Below are 14,503 nucleotides of genomic sequence, written 5' to 3'. Positions count from 1 at the left end.
AATGATTAATTTATTTAATATTCCAGATTTGATAGAAAAGTCAGCAGCGAGTGATATTGAAATTCAAGCAGTAGAAAATCGCATGAATGTTACATTACCTAATGTATATAAGGAATTATTGAGATGTACAAATGGCTTTTCAATCGGTGGTGGGTTACTTATTTATGGTACGGAGCATATTGCAGAAAGGAACGAGGTTTGGGAAGTAGATGAGTATGCAAGGGGGTATGTCTCAATTGGTGATGACGGTGGGGGTAACGTATTTTTAATGGCTCAACATGCAGAGGGAAAAGAGGTGGTAGTAATTGATTCTGGGGACATGAATCCAAGCCATGCTACTGTAATTACCACTGATTTTAAAAAATGGGTGAATAGTGGTTGTGTAAGTGAAATAGAACAGAAAACAATACATAAGTCATCTGATATTTGTAATATAGTGTTAGTGAAAACTCCTAGTGAAGGTTTGAAAGGTTTAATAAGAATAAAGAACGTATTAGGGCTTGAGATTTCCGCAATTGATTTGCTAAAGGGTTCAAAAAATCTTCCTTATATATTAGTAGAGAGATTTCCATACGGTAAGGCGAAAAAACTCATTGAAAAATTAGCAATTGATAGTACTATACTGAGTATAGAAGTGGCTGGAAAAAACAGTTAATATTAGAGGGTAACTTTCATATGATTAGAGAAATCGATATGGATCCAAGAGAGTAAACAGGGAGAGTTAAAAATGATAATAAATGATGCAGTTTTTGGTGAGATTGAGTATACATATGGATGGATTAAGGACATTACCGTTGAATTTTGTGGAAAAGAAGTTGAAATAGCATTGATAGTGAAAGGTGAAAAAGACAGTAAGTTTGATGAAGAACAATATACTGCTTATAATTCATTATTGCAAAATTGGGAACAACTGCAGCACGTTTTTTTACAAGCGATTTTAGACTATTACAAGCAAGAGCGTCAACAATTAGGGTATGATATTGGATTTAATGAAAATTATCCGTATATCGAAACAATTGACCAATTACTTAGGAGGATCACTTTAGTTGGAATTGTAGTCCCATATGGAGATATTCATGAAGAGCGAGATATTGGGATAACTTTCGATTGTACGTGGGATACAGAGAATGGATTAGGAATACGTTTACTAAATGAAAAAGTAATTGAAGTGGGGTATCAAGACGTTGCTATTTGAATTTTTATAGGAGGTAAAAATTTTCGTTTGTAAGGTGATTTTCATTTGGGAGTAGATTATAGGAGGCAGAATTATATGGGAAATATAGAATGGAAGTATGCGGATGACTCGGTTACTGAAGAATTTGTTACAAAAATAGGAGGATTAATGGGAATCAAGTTTCCAAAAGACTATATTGATTGTGCAAAGGAAAATCATGGTGCTAATGTAATGCCATATTGTATGGATGTTGAAGGAATAGAAAGAGTTTTTGGTTCATTACTTTCATTTGATAAGGAGAGTAGTGATTATATTGTAAACGATTACTATAATTATCGTGCCACTTTGCCTAATGGTGTAGTTCCTTTTGGGGTTGATCCAGCAGGAAATTTAATTTGTTTTGATTATAAGGAACATGAAGAAAATCCAATTGTCGTCTTTTGGGAACATGAAGGTGCGTGGGAAAAAGAAGCATTGATGAAAAGCGAAGGAATCACGGCAGAAGAAGCAGAGGAAGTAGCAAGAGAAAATCTGTTTTATATTGCTGATAATTTCACTGAGTTTTTAAATAAATTACATGATTAATAGAGAATAAAAACCAAAAGATTATCTTATAAGTGTTTTTTTTCCTTGCTAGCAAAGTTAAGGAGGCAGTACTTTAGTTGTTGTAACAAGAGGAAAACTAACTAAAGTTTTGCTTTATTTTAAACTTACAATCATCAAGTGGTTGATCGCTTTATGTCACAACGAATTATTGGTAAAACCTTATAATCAAAATTTAAAAAAATTAAATAAAATGTTAAAGTATGTAATTATTTGTTTTATAATGGAATTGTATTTTGGTAAGAATATTTTAAATGTTTGCAATGTAAATCAAACAGGAGGTTGTAAATATGGGGAGGAAATATGTAATTAGGATTCTAGCTTTACTCTCTGTCATATCTCTTTTCTTTAACTTAATGTTACCAAAGGCTAGCGCAGAAATTGAAAAGATTCCATCATTGAAAACAACAGCTACAAACAAAGCTGATGGCGGAAAAGAGATGCATGCAAAGGAGTCTATCACGATCCAAGACAAAGTAGAGTACACTAACTTAGTTGTTGGTAAAGAGTACACTGTAAAAGGTAAACTAATGAACAAAGTTATAAATAAGCCATTATTAATTGATGGAAAAGAAGTAACAGCAGAGACTAAGTTTACTGCAAAAGAAACGAATGGTTTTGTAACATTAGACTTTCCTTTCGTTGGTGCAGAGCAGCAAGGAAGAGAAGTGGTAGTGTTTGAAGAACTATATGAAGATGGTGTTTTAGTGGCAACTCATGCTGACATTAATGATGTAGGGCAAACGGTTCGATTCGTAGAACCAACAATCAAGACAACAGCAACAAATAAAGCGGATGGTGGAAAAGAGATGCATGCAAAAGATTCCATCACGATTCAAGATAAAGTGGAATACAAAGATTTAATCGTAGGGAAAGAATATGTTGTAAAAGGTAAACTAATGAACAAAGTTACGAACAAACCATTATTAATAGATGGAAAGGAAGTAACAGCAGAGACTAAGTTTACAGCAAAAGAAAAGAACGGTTTTGTAACATTAGATTTTCCTTTCGTTGGTGCAGAGCAGCAAGGAAGAGAAGTGGTAGTGTTTGAAGAGGTATATCAAGACGGTGTATTAGTGGCAATTCAATCTGACATTAACGATGTGGGGCAAACGGTTCGATTTGTAGAACCAACAATCAAGACAACAGCGACAAACAAAGCAGACGGTGGAAAAGAGATGCATGCAAAAGATTCCATCACGATCCAAGATAAAGTGGAATATAAAGATTTTATTGTAGGTAAAGAATATGTTGTAAAAGGTAAATTAATGAACAAAGTAATGAACAAACCATTATTAATAGATGGAAAGGAAGTAACAGCTGAGACTAAGTTTACAGCAAAAGAAAAGAACGGTTTTGTAACACTAGACTTTCCTTTCGTTGGTGCAGAACTACAAGGAACAGAAGTAGTAGTGTTTGAAGAGGTATATGAAGACGGTGTTTTAGTGGCAATTCAATCTGACATTAACGATGTAGGGCAAACAGTCCGATTCGTAGAACCAACAATCAAAACAACCGCAACAAACAAAGCAGACGGTGGAAAAGAGATGTATGCAAACGAATCTGTCACGATCCAAGATAAAGTGGAATACAAAGACTTAATCGTAGGAAAAGAATATGTTGCAAAAGGTAAACTAATGGATAAAGCAACAAAGAAACCTTTACTAGTAAATGGTAAAGAAGTAGCAGTAGAATCTAAGTTTACGGCAAAAGAGAAGAATGGTTCTATCATACTTGATTTCACATTTAATGCTTCTAAACTACAAGGTAAAGAAGTAGTAGTATTTGAAAAACTATATCAAGATGATATTTTAGTAGCAATCAACGTTGATATTGAAGATGCGGGCCATACAGTGAAGTTCAAAGCGGAAAAATTAGGAAAACCGCAGCAGGAAAAGCCGCAATTAGAACAACCTAAAACAGGAAAAACGTCAAAAGCTGGAACATTACCAGCTACAGGTGGAAATACGTCCTTTATGTGGTTCTCAGTCGGAGCCGGTCTTTTGTTATTAACTCTTGGAGCAATATTATTTATGAAACGTAGAAATGCATAATAATTAATTAGTCTTTTAGACAGAAGGTATGGATAGGAAATATAGTCATAAAGAAGGGCTCTCTTTTGATTCGTTTTTTCAAAAGAGGGTCTTTTCTTAGTAACATGCTGGTTGGTAAACGAAATGTTACTAAGGAATATATGTATAGAACTAGATACAAGTAATAGTTGAGAAAAAAACATTGTTATTTTACTAATGGGCTTGATGTATGATTACAAAAATTAATGAAAAATGGCGTTGAAGCAGCATTTGACTTTAATCGAGAGAATACTTGTAAATAAAATAGAATTCAGCCTTTTTTCTAGTATAGGGGGGATAGTTTGTGGAAAAAGATGAAATTGCAAACTTATTAGACAGTATGTTAGATAAAGAATTAGAGGATTTAGATTCCCCTTCAGATAATGATTGGAGGGAACTGGAGAAAAAATTTGGATGTCAATTTCCTAAAGAATTTAAATGCTTTATTGAACTAATGTCTGAATATGTATTTCCAGGGGATATTTTAAATGCTTCTAGTGGTAAGACGAACGGAAATGATACTATTGAATTTATTTATGATTATGAAATGAAAGAAGGTTTTTGGAAAAACGAATTAATCCCTTTTTATAGTATAGGTAATGGAGATTACTTTTGTCTTCATTCAAAAGAGGGCCAGCAAACGGGAGTTTATTTTTATTTTCATGAAGAGAATTGTGTAACTAAGGAAGCGGATAATTTTGAAGAATGGTTAAATCAATTACCAATTTATTTGAATTAATAACTAAAGATAGATTTGTATTCTAGAAGTTAATTCTTTTATTAAACTATAAATTTTTTGAAACCCTTCAATAAACTCTACTCAAAGTATGGAGGGAAATAAATGTCATTAGAAAAAAAGATATTTATTTTAAAAAGAATACGTTTTCTGGATCATGAAGATGATAGTATTGAGCTATTTGAGGAAATCTTAAATGAAATATTGCAAATGGCAGATAATAAAGTAATTATTGATTTGTGCAGTGTATTTCATGATGAAATAGATGAACCTTCGATTGTTGGTGATTTAATTGAATCGATTTTTTATATAATCGAAAAAAATGGAGTTGAAGATGGTTTAAGTAAACTGATTGAAGGGATAAGCATTGTTTTGCCACAAGCTAAATATTGTGCTAAAAGATTCTATAGAAGTCTTCTAACTTCAGATGATTTTATTATTCCATTTATTAATGTATTGAAGAAGGCTAAAACTACAAATAAAGAAGACGTTATTAAAATTTTGAAAGAAATAAGTGAGAAACAACCAAAACAATATTTTGAAAAAGTTGATTTGATAATGGTGCAATATTAGATGTTAGTGACCCAAATAGAAATCCTCTATTCTCAGCGATTTATGGTGGGCATCTTAATATTGTAAAGTATCTTGTTCAGAATGGTATTGATAGTACTGTAAAGTATACAGGGGATACTATGAAAGAGATGGGAGCTTACGAATTTGCTATTGAAAGAGGAGAAGTGGAAATTGCTGAATATTTAAAAATATAAACTTGAGATGGAAGCTATATATTGATGTAATAGAAAAGTTGAAAACTAATGATCATATTAATTTAATTATCCAATTCATTTAAAAGGGGAAATTTATATGGACTATCAATCTGAGGTTAAGAGATTATATAGTTGTAGATTTTTAAAAAATCAATCGGAATGTGAAGAGTTTGACAGTGTATTAGAAAACTTAGCAGATTGTGATGATGAGAAGCTTATTAAAGAGTTGTGTATAGTATTTGAGGATGAAACACAAGAGGAAGAAGTTATGTTTGGTCTAGTTCATTTTATTGAAGATTTTGAAATGGGAAAATATCTAACAGAGATGCCTAGAGCTTTACCAAAAATGGTTGAGAGTGCAAAAGAGTGGGCAATGCTACTAAACATAAGAATTTTAAATAATGATTTATATAGAAGTGAGTATGCTAAAGTACTTGTAGGAATGAATCATGATATACAACTAACGATAATTAATTTACTTAATGAAATTATTGCTGATAACCCTAAAAGATTTGAGAGGACTGCCAATGAGGTTCTTAGTCAATTACAAGGAGTTCATAAAAATAAATAAGAATTGTAGAACTACTGTATTATAGATAAAACTAAGAACACCCTAGCGAAGAGCTAGGGTGTTTGTGTTATATAGTTTCACCATATGCTTCCGAATTAGGAGCAGGAGTAATCAACGAACCTTTTGTAGCGTTTCCTATAATAGAATGAAAGTGTTTAACGTTTAAATATAGTAAGAAAAACAATTAAGCTTTTATTTTATTTAAAATGGTTACTCTATTAGTAGTGAATAATAAATAATTTTGTTTTACTGTCTTAATTAAAATACGATCAGTTGTACCATATGCTGTTCCAATTCGGATTGCGCTTTTTTCTTCAACACCAGCATATGTATTATCTTCCGTTACCTCAGTGATTTCACATAATGGAATATGAATTTTAGAGAATTGCCATGAAATAATTAGTTCATCTTTTGTTTTTTCAACATGAATACCTAACATATTACCAGAACCTTTCTATAATAAAATTTTACTCGTACTATTTTATTATACAAATTTATAAATTTTATTTCTATTTTTTTACAGAGAGTATACAATTAACAACGAGAAAATGTACATTATTACTTTCATTCCTATTATAACGAATTCTACAATAGAAAACAGAACGTATATTTGGTATAATCGAAATATACTTTATGAAACGATGTACATGAGTTTGAGATTTATGAAAAAAGTAAGTAATACATAATAATACATACGCTATAGGATTCAGTTCATGTTATACAAATCAATCGTTAGAAAGGAAAAGAAGTATGAATCAAATTTCATTCGAAGATTTATTTGAAGAAGAAAACAAACCAGAAAAGGTGGAGGTAGCTGAGATTCCCGTACCTTTATCGCCCTTACAAAAGGATATTTTAGAGTTAATTAATTCTGAAGAAATAAGTGCACTTGAGTTATGCGAACAATTAATACGAGCTGGTAAAGTATCAGATGAAAGATTCACAACGAATAAGCCTAAAGCATATGGGCAAGTATGCTTACTATTAGAAGGGTTTGTTAAAGAAGAAAAGCTTATTTTTGTCAAAAGTGATGAGAAAAGAGATAGAGTATATAAATTGAAAGACGAAGATTCTAACGAATAAAATGTATAAAGTATAGAAATGAAATAAGGAAGTCCTCATATTTGTGTTGAAAGATTATTTTTACATAAGCGTGGGGATTTTTTTGAGGGAGGATGTATGAAAGATTGGGAGTATAACGAATTATTTCATGCAATTCGGGAGGCGTATGAAGAGTTATTAGATGAAGAGAGAGGGTATCGATATGCTATAGCAAAACTAGCGGATGAATTTGATAATTTAGGAAAGATTGAAGATGTTATCGTTGATACTGCCATAGGAGAACAAAAGAGTAATCGTAAAGACTACTCTTGGATTTTTTTCTTTTCTTTCTTTTCAATTTCAGAAACGGACTTTTCAGGGTCTTTTATAAGTTTTCCCAGTTCTCCAGAACGCCCAAAATCATCTTCAAAATTCTTTGTAGTACTAATATGAGCTATAAACCATAAATTTTCATCTTTATTTATATACCCTTTCAATTTAGGAACACCCATTGGACTTACATCCTGTTTTGTAAATGTAATCGATTTTACATCTTTAATATTATAATGAATATACTTCGTTACTCTTGCTTCTTGTATTTTCCAAAACTTTTCTTCTTGTTCTTTATGTTTTAAGTATTCCAAAGTAAAAAAACCTCCTGCTATGAGCAACAAAGCAGATACGACCAAAATAAATACTTTCTTCATTGGAAATCTCCTTATGAAAAATTTACGATTGCATTCTTTTTAAAAAAGGATAGGGAAGACAAAAATAGGGTAAAGACTATTCTTATTTCTGTTCGTTCTCTTCCTTTTCAATTTCGGATACGGATTTTTCAGGATCTTTTATGAGTTTTCCTAATTTTCCAGAACGCGTAAATTGGTCTTCAAAGTTTTCAGTAGTACTAATACGAGCTATGAAATCTAATTCTTTATTATTATTTATATACCCTTTTAATCTAGGAACACCCATAGGACTTACACTCTTCTCTGTAAACGTAATAGATTTTACGTCCTGAATATTATAACGAATATACTTTTCTACTCGTACTTCTTGTACTTTCCAAAACTTTTCCTCTTCTTCTTTTTGTTTTAAGTATTCCATAGTAAAATATCCTCCTGCTATAATACAAATAATGGATAAAATAATTACCAATTTCTTTTTCATTTAAAATCCCCTTGTATTTGAATATAGTTAAAATATACCATTAAATGAGTTTAGATGTATGAAGGAAAGCATAGAAATTTTAAACGATGATGAAATAACAGCCACATTACATAAATCAGTAGGTCTTTAGTGTGTTGGATAATTACGGGTAAATATCAAATTATAGTAAAATGATACCGTATTCTAAATTTATCAAGTATATAGATGTAATTATAAAGTTGAAGGAAGGTACCTTATCAAAAGATAGTTCTCCCATTATAGAAGACAAAAAAGAACAAATTCCCTACATGAGAACTTGCTCTTTTTTATACTTAATGATTTAAATTACATTTATTATTTAGCGGAGCTACTTGTAAGATTTCTTAGTTTTTAACATTTGAAGGCTTTCTTTTTTCTTCCTCTTCAATTTCAGATACGGATCTTTCAGGTTTTTTAACATAGTTATCATATAGTTCCCCAGAACATCCAAAATCATCTTCAAAATTCTCTGTAGTACTAATATGAGCTACAAACCATAAATTTTCATCTTTATTGATATACCCTTTTAATTTAGGAACACCCATAGGACTTACATCCTGTTTTGTAAATGTAATAGATTTTACATTTTTAACATTATAATGAATATACTTTGTTACTCATGCCTCTTGTGCTTTCCAAAAAATTTCTTTTTTTTCTTTATGTTTTAAGTATTCCATTGTAAAATACCCACCTGCCATGAGTAACAAAGCAGATACGACCAAAATAATTACTTTCTTCATTGGAAATCTCCTTATGAAAAATGTACGACTGTATTCTTCTTAAAATGGGATAGGGAAGACAAGAGTAGTGCAGAGACTATTGTTTTTTCTTCTCTTCCTCTTCAATTTCGGATACTGATTTTTTCGGTTTTTTAACATAGTTATCGTATAGTTCTCCAGAACATCCAAAATCATCTTCAAAATTCTCTGTAGTACTAATATGAGCTACAAACCATAAATTTTCATCTTTATTTATATACCCTTTTAATTTAGGAACACCCATTGGACTTACACTGTCTTCTTTAAATGTAATGGATTCAACATCTTGAATATTGTAATGAATATACTTTTCTACCCGTGCCTTTTGTGCCTTCCAAAAAATTTCTTTTTGTTTTAAGTATTCCATTGTAAAATCCCCTTATAAAAAACTTACCAATGCATTCTTCTTAAAATGAGACGAAGAAGAAAATAGTAGTACAAAGACTACTATTGTTTTTTTTCCTTCTCTTCTTTTTCAATTTCAGATACTGATTTTTCAGGGTCTTTTATTAGTTTTCCAAGTTCTCCAGAACGCGAGAATTTATCTTCAAAGTTTTCTGTAGTACTTATACTAGCATTAAACCACAATTCCTTATCATCATTTATATATCCTTTTATATAAGGAATACCCATTGGATTTACTTTATGTTCTGTAAATGTGATAGATTTTACATCCTGAATATTATAACGAATATACTTTTCTACTCGTACTTCTTGTACTTTCCAAAACTTTTCCTCTTCTTCTTTTTGTTTTAAGTATTCCATAGTAAAATATCCTCCTGCTATAATACAAATAATGGATAAAATAATTACCAATTTCTTTTTCATTTAAAATCCCCTTGTATTTGAATATAGTTAAAATATACCATGAAACGAGTTGAAACATATGAGTGAATTCAAAAAAAATCCAATTGCGACAGATGAAGATTATTTCGAGTTATCAAGTAACGTTTATGACGATGATTCTTTACACAAAGGAGCGGAAATAAAAGGGGTCGATGGTAAGAAATGGGTAGTTATAGAATCAATTGATGCAGATTGTCAAAAAGTAAAAAATGGATTAGAAGCTATTGCAGTAGTACCGAAAAAAGATTACAAAGAAAATGCAACACATTATGATGATATAATCCTAGCATTTCGTGGAACAGAGCCTACGCAATTAGCAGATTTCGAAACAGATATCGATCAGATTACGTTTGGAATTAAAACACATTCTAAAGTAATTACTCCAAGTAACAGTCAAACTATAAAACCTGATTCTGAAACATCATTTTTTACTGGATTAGAATGGGCTAAAAATGACATCGTAGCAAAATATAACCCTTCTTCTCTTCATACTACTGGACATAGTAAAGGTGGTGCAGAAGCGGACCTTATCGCTGCAGAATTAGAATGTTATGCAACTACATGGGCTGCACCGAATCCCTATGGTGTACTAAGTCCTGAAGCAAAAAAACGAGTAAATGAAGGGAAAATGGAAAATAAAGCAACTGATTATACACATGAAAATGACCCGATTGGTAACCACACTCAATTCGGTGCACCTCTAATTGGTAAGCAATACACAGTGAGACAGAACGATACAAAACAAGGACTTTTTACACGTTTAACTATGGACGGACACGGCAGAGATACATTTATGGGATCCTTTCATTCAAATGGAAGTCCCCTATTAAAATTAGAACCTGAAGATATTATAAGACAAGCACAAAAAATTCAAATGCTCAGTAATCGATTATCAGATATAGCAAAAAATATAGAAGAGTTTCAAAGAAGAGAAGCTGAAGCGGTTCAAAAGTTGAAAAGTCAATTAAAATATGAAACAGGGCCAGGTGGGAAATATAATCTATTAGAAGCATACGAAATAGATGAAGCCATCTCACGAATTGCTAAAACGAAAGAAGGTGGGAATGACTATTTTCACGATGTACACATGGCAGAAGAATTAATTCATCTTTTAAGAAAAGAACAAAAAAGTTTAAGTAGATTTGGGGACGAAATTAGTGATGCAGCAAATTCACTTAGGGATAAAGATAATCAATTAGCGGGGAATTTTCAGTTTAGATAAGGAGAGAATTATATGATGGATTTTATGGGGGAAATTAAAAAGATAGAAAAGCAAATCGAAAGTGTTACAGGAGATTTAGCGGATCAGGTAGTTGAGGAGTTACAAGCTGCTAAAAAACAGATTGAAAGAGAAATGCAGCGTATGATGTTAAAAACAGAAGTAGGGTTTAAATCAATAGACATTATAAAAGAAGATACATATGCTCTTCAAAAAAACATAGGGGCATTTCATGAATTACAAACAAGTCTAAGAGATATAGCAGCAGAATTAGAGAAAAGTTTTGAAAGTAAAACTGGCAGTAAAATCAATGAAGAATTAAAGAAATATGAAAAACAAATTAACAACAACATTTTTAATGAACATGTTCACTTAGCAAACAGTTGTGGGAAAAAATAAGAGAAGAAGAAAAACTAAAGATAGTTTCTATTGCTTTAATTTACTGAAAGAGATGCACTGTGTAAATGCGAGGTTTGGATTGAACAGAAAAGTGTGTCTGGTGATAAGTTATATGAATGGATAAATAATACAAATTGTATAGAAATATATGAGTTCGTTGAAGGTGAGAGTGAATTAATGGGAAAGGCTAGAGTAGGAAATTTTGAAAAAGCATATTTGGGAAATGTAAATTTAACAGGAGCGATCCTTTTAAATGGGGATTTTACGGATGCGAATTTCACTGGTGCTAAACTTGACGGTACAGTTTGGAAGGGAGCAAAGATAGAAGGAGCCAAGTTTGAAGGAAGTATGAAAAAGCAAATATGAAATATGGTGAGAAGTAAATGAATTTTGAACATTTAAAGGCCTATGATGGATAGCATACGTTATAAACGAATATTAGAAAATATCTCTCATTGTATATAGAAATTACATAATAAAAATAGAAGTATATTACGATAAAAACTTACTTTTACAAACAAGCTTATCCATTAGCTAATATTGTAAAGGAGGATTGAAAATGTTAATTGATGTGTTAACGAAGGAGTACATAATACAGAATGGCCTTGAGTTTGAAGAGTGTTTAGAATATGGGGGACCTTATGGGTTAGGAATAGTAGAGTGTGCGGATGATGATAAAGAAAAATTGTTTACTGGCTTAGCTTATGATGTTTATGAGAATGGAAATATAGAATGTTATTTCTATGTAGAAAATGGTGTTAAACAAGGAGAGTATGTGGAGTTGTATATGGATGGAAATATAAAAAGAATCAGCAATATGAATAGAAGCACGGTTGAAGGCTACCATGTTGAATTTTTTCAAAACGGAATGAAGAAGCATGAGTCTGAATGTATTGCGGGACGTGAAATGACTTTTAAAAAGTATGATGAACAAGGGAATATTGTAGAACAAAAAATAGAACCAACTGAATTCGATATATTATATGCGAAAAAATTCAGTAGCGGTTTAAACAAGTAAGAAGCACTATATTAAAAATATTGAAGATTAATAAAATAACGAATTATAATTCGATTGAGAGATAGTCGTAGAAAGATATATAGGAAATGTGAAGAGGTATCGAAATATAGAAGTATGTTTATGGTGCGAACAAACAATTATAAATGAGAAAAAAGACTTGAGGACATTCAGTGGGGGCAAGAGATGAGTAAATTAGAATGGAGATCACCAGATAAGCCTTTATTGCGAGAAAATGTAAAGAATGTGGAAAAGGAGTTGGGCATTCATTTTCCTTTAGATTATATAGAATGTGTAATGAAGAATAACGGAGCACATGTTAGCCCAGAAGTATTTGAAGTTGAGGGGAAGAGAAAAGTTTTTGATACATTACTAACTTATGATATGGATGATGATGAAAATATTATTGAGGTATTCAATGACTACAATGACACATTACCGAGTGCATTAGTGCCATTCGCATTTGATCCAGCAGGAAATTTAATCTGCTTTGATTATAAAAATCATGAAGAAGATCCAATTGTCGTTTTTGGGAACATGAGGGGGCATGGGAAAAGAAAACATTGATGGAAAGCGAAGGGATTACGGCTAAGGAGGCAGAGGAAGTAGCGAGAGAAAATGTATTCTATATTGCTAATAATTTTACGGAGTTTTTAAATAAGTTACATGATTAATAGTGGGAAAGGGATTTAAACTTATTTGGCTGTGATAAAGCAAATAAAAGGAGTAGTAAAATGAAACCGAATTATTTTATAATCGCAATGTATCCGACTGTAGCATTTAACGAAGAAGAGATATTAAATCGTCTTCTAGATGTATTTGAGTCAAATGAAAATTTTGCTCCTACTCATTGGGGGAACTGTGAAACAGTGAAGGTAGAATATAACCGTCAGGAAATTATAGAAAAAGTAATTTCGGAGCGTAGAGTATCTGAAGTTCACCTGTATCGTGATAAAACAGTGCACTAGTAACTCTAAAATCAACCATTATGTATATTTTGGAGTTACTTGACGTTAACTCTACATCAGTAGAGTTAATAAATTATTTAAATAAAAAACTGTTAATATACAACTAGAATTAATGACGGGTTATATTCACTTAAGAATATAACCCTATTTATTAGAACCAGTAGTATATAAGGAGATTATCCCACGGGTTATTTGCAAATATTAGACGAGGAATATTTGACGCTGTAAAAGAAAAAACATTGACTCTTATATCATTATTGATGTTGTCCTCAATTTTCCTCATGTAGCACTTGAAAATCAGTAACGAGTGAAACGATTTTTCCTGCTTCATCGATTCCCCAATAGGAAGGGTAAAATCCATCTCCATAACCTGAACGGAATATAATGATATTACTTCCTGTTTCCTCACACACCACACAATTTCCCCAATCTTCATCATGTTCTGTTAGTATGTCATCTATAAGATCATCATACAAACTAGTAAATTCTTCTCCTAGTTCTTGTTGTAACCTGTCTTCTATTTCTTCTAACTTACCAATTGCTTCAACATCTGCAAAGCACCCTAAGCCTGTATCAACTGGGTAACCAAAAATATATCCGTCTTCCAGTTCACTGACATTTTGTCCTGGTTTTGTTGCCATCTTCCATCCTACCGCTTTTGACTCCGACAATTTCAATTCAGCACCAGCAATGACTCCATCTTCCTTATGCCACCAAGCAACAATTGGATATGTACCTGGCTGAATTGTTTGTTCGAAGTGATTTTCATTAAAAATAAGAGGATCACAAGCAACAATTTTACCTGAAGTAACTTTCAACTGTTCTAGTGATTCGGAACGCAGGGCCTCACTATCCGGTTTAGATAATTCACGTAATAACTTTGACATAATGTTTCTCTCCCTTTCCTTTTAAAATATTTGTTGGTGCTGCCTCCCATATATTTTTACATGAGTTACATTTGTGTTCTATGGTATTTCTAGCGCCTTTATATGTTCCTATAACTTTGATATTATCGCCATGAACTTCTAAAACCTCTGCGGCATATCGTACCCGCGTTTTCTAATAGTTCCGCAACATATTCTTCATGCGTTTTACGTTTTCGGATATGTTGCTCCCCCGTACAAGTGTAGATAGAACAAACCTTTATTC

The 14,503-nt window shown here is 31.8% G+C and carries 17 protein-coding genes and 6 pseudogenes; 16 read left to right on the top strand and 7 right to left on the bottom strand.

Annotated features, from left to right (window positions below; all coding sequences use genetic code 11):
• Position 1 precedes the first annotated feature (1 nt).
• The 8 genes and pseudogenes from QCI41_RS06575 to QCI41_RS06540 all read left to right on the top strand — a co-directional run bounded on the left by QCI41_RS06575 (position 2) and on the right by QCI41_RS06540 (position 5,923).
• Positions 2-655, top strand: coding sequence for an SMI1/KNR4 family protein (locus QCI41_RS06575; protein ID WP_353837884.1), 654 nt, complete (start codon positions 2-4; stop codon positions 653-655).
• Between the two features lie 72 nt (positions 656-727).
• Positions 728-1,195, top strand: coding sequence for a DUF2004 domain-containing protein (locus tag QCI41_RS06570; protein ID WP_353837885.1), 468 nt, complete (start codon positions 728-730; stop codon positions 1,193-1,195).
• A 75-nt stretch (positions 1,196-1,270) separates the two neighbouring features.
• Positions 1,271-1,759 carry an SMI1/KNR4 family protein gene (locus tag QCI41_RS06565; RefSeq protein ID WP_353837886.1) on the top strand — a complete coding sequence of 163 codons (489 nt, stop codon included), beginning with the start codon at positions 1,271-1,273 and terminating at the stop codon, positions 1,757-1,759.
• 308 nt (positions 1,760-2,067) lie between these two features.
• Positions 2,068-3,831, top strand: a complete 1,764-nt coding sequence (locus QCI41_RS06560) for a VaFE repeat-containing surface-anchored protein (RefSeq protein ID WP_353837887.1) — start codon at positions 2,068-2,070, stop codon at positions 3,829-3,831.
• A 322-nt stretch (positions 3,832-4,153) separates the two neighbouring features.
• Positions 4,154-4,588, top strand: coding sequence for an SMI1/KNR4 family protein (locus QCI41_RS06555; RefSeq protein WP_353837888.1), 435 nt, complete (start codon positions 4,154-4,156; stop codon positions 4,586-4,588).
• Positions 4,589-4,690: 102 nt separating this feature from the next.
• Positions 4,691-5,158 carry an Imm30 family immunity protein gene (locus tag QCI41_RS06550; protein ID WP_353837889.1) on the top strand — a complete coding sequence of 156 codons (468 nt, stop codon included), beginning with the start codon at positions 4,691-4,693 and terminating at the stop codon, positions 5,156-5,158.
• Positions 5,137-5,352: pseudogene (locus tag QCI41_RS06545) on the top strand (ankyrin repeat domain-containing protein); the annotation flags it as partial. The gene QCI41_RS06550 and the pseudogene QCI41_RS06545, both read left to right, overlap by 22 nt.
• 97 nt (positions 5,353-5,449) lie before the next feature.
• Positions 5,450-5,923, top strand: a complete 474-nt coding sequence (locus QCI41_RS06540) for an Imm30 family immunity protein (RefSeq protein ID WP_098069143.1) — start codon at positions 5,450-5,452, stop codon at positions 5,921-5,923.
• Between the two features lie 184 nt (positions 5,924-6,107).
• Here QCI41_RS06540 and QCI41_RS06535 read toward each other — a convergent pair whose 3' ends face one another.
• The gene (locus QCI41_RS06535) at positions 6,108-6,362 is read right to left on the bottom strand and encodes a SunI/YnzG family protein (protein ID WP_000900620.1); all 255 of its coding nucleotides are present in this window, start codon (positions 6,360-6,362) and stop codon (positions 6,108-6,110) included.
• A gap of 311 nt (positions 6,363-6,673) precedes the next feature.
• On the opposite strand from QCI41_RS06535, the gene QCI41_RS06530 reads away from it, so the two are divergent.
• Positions 6,674-7,006 carry a DUF3895 domain-containing protein gene (locus QCI41_RS06530; protein WP_353837890.1) on the top strand — a complete coding sequence of 111 codons (333 nt, stop codon included), beginning with the start codon at positions 6,674-6,676 and terminating at the stop codon, positions 7,004-7,006.
• A 96-nt stretch (positions 7,007-7,102) separates the two neighbouring features.
• Positions 7,103-7,267: pseudogene (locus QCI41_RS06525) on the top strand (Imm3 family immunity protein); the annotation flags it as partial.
• Between the two features lie 20 nt (positions 7,268-7,287).
• Here the strand turns inward: QCI41_RS06525 and QCI41_RS06520 are convergent.
• The 5 genes and pseudogenes from QCI41_RS06520 to QCI41_RS06500 all read right to left on the bottom strand — a co-directional run bounded on the left by QCI41_RS06520 (position 7,288) and on the right by QCI41_RS06500 (position 9,735).
• The gene (locus QCI41_RS06520; RefSeq protein WP_353837891.1) at positions 7,288-7,671 is read right to left on the bottom strand and encodes a DUF1433 domain-containing protein; all 384 of its coding nucleotides are present in this window, start codon (positions 7,669-7,671) and stop codon (positions 7,288-7,290) included.
• Positions 7,672-7,753: 82 nt separating this feature from the next.
• A complete protein-coding gene (locus QCI41_RS06515) occupies positions 7,754-8,131 on the bottom strand; it encodes a DUF1433 domain-containing protein (protein WP_353837892.1) in 378 nt (125 codons plus the stop codon).
• A 362-nt stretch (positions 8,132-8,493) separates the two neighbouring features.
• A pseudogene (locus QCI41_RS06510) lies at positions 8,494-8,889 on the bottom strand (DUF1433 domain-containing protein).
• Positions 8,890-8,965: 76 nt separating this feature from the next.
• Positions 8,966-9,274 carry a DUF1433 domain-containing protein gene (locus tag QCI41_RS06505; RefSeq protein WP_353837893.1) on the bottom strand — a complete coding sequence of 103 codons (309 nt, stop codon included), beginning with the start codon at positions 9,272-9,274 and terminating at the stop codon, positions 8,966-8,968.
• An 80-nt stretch (positions 9,275-9,354) separates the two neighbouring features.
• Complete coding sequence (locus QCI41_RS06500; protein WP_353837894.1) at positions 9,355-9,735, bottom strand: DUF1433 domain-containing protein; 381 nt, start codon at positions 9,733-9,735, stop codon at positions 9,355-9,357.
• Positions 9,736-9,793: 58 nt separating this feature from the next.
• Between QCI41_RS06500 and QCI41_RS06495 the strand changes: the two genes are divergently transcribed.
• The 6 genes and pseudogenes from QCI41_RS06495 to QCI41_RS06470 all read left to right on the top strand — a co-directional run.
• Positions 9,794-10,975: a cytoplasmic protein gene (locus QCI41_RS06495; protein WP_353837895.1), complete on the top strand. Its 1,182-nt coding sequence runs from the start codon at positions 9,794-9,796 to the stop codon at positions 10,973-10,975.
• Between the two features lie 12 nt (positions 10,976-10,987).
• Entirely contained in the window at positions 10,988-11,371 is a 384-nt protein-coding gene (locus QCI41_RS06490) for a hypothetical protein (protein WP_000968638.1), read from the top strand.
• Between the two features lie 195 nt (positions 11,372-11,566).
• A pseudogene (locus tag QCI41_RS06485) lies at positions 11,567-11,737 on the top strand (pentapeptide repeat-containing protein); the annotation flags it as partial.
• Between the two features lie 193 nt (positions 11,738-11,930).
• Complete coding sequence (locus tag QCI41_RS06480) at positions 11,931-12,389, top strand: toxin-antitoxin system YwqK family antitoxin (protein ID WP_353837896.1); 459 nt, start codon at positions 11,931-11,933, stop codon at positions 12,387-12,389.
• A 183-nt stretch (positions 12,390-12,572) separates the two neighbouring features.
• Positions 12,573-13,060: pseudogene (locus QCI41_RS06475) on the top strand (SMI1/KNR4 family protein).
• 60 nt (positions 13,061-13,120) lie between these two features.
• Positions 13,121-13,351, top strand: a pseudogene (locus tag QCI41_RS06470) (hypothetical protein); the annotation flags it as partial.
• 272 nt (positions 13,352-13,623) lie between these two features.
• Here QCI41_RS06470 and QCI41_RS06465 read toward each other — a convergent pair.
• Entirely contained in the window at positions 13,624-14,241 is a 618-nt protein-coding gene (locus tag QCI41_RS06465; RefSeq protein ID WP_353837897.1) for a DUF4241 domain-containing protein, read from the bottom strand.
• Between the last annotated feature and the right edge of the window lie 262 nt (positions 14,242-14,503).

Source organism: Bacillus cereus group sp. MG4 (assembly GCF_040460055.1).
GTDB classification, from domain to species: domain Bacteria; phylum Bacillota; class Bacilli; order Bacillales; family Bacillaceae_G; genus Bacillus_A; species Bacillus_A wiedmannii.
Note: the sequence above shows the minus strand (reverse complement) of the source record. Positions and strands in the feature narration are given on the sequence as shown.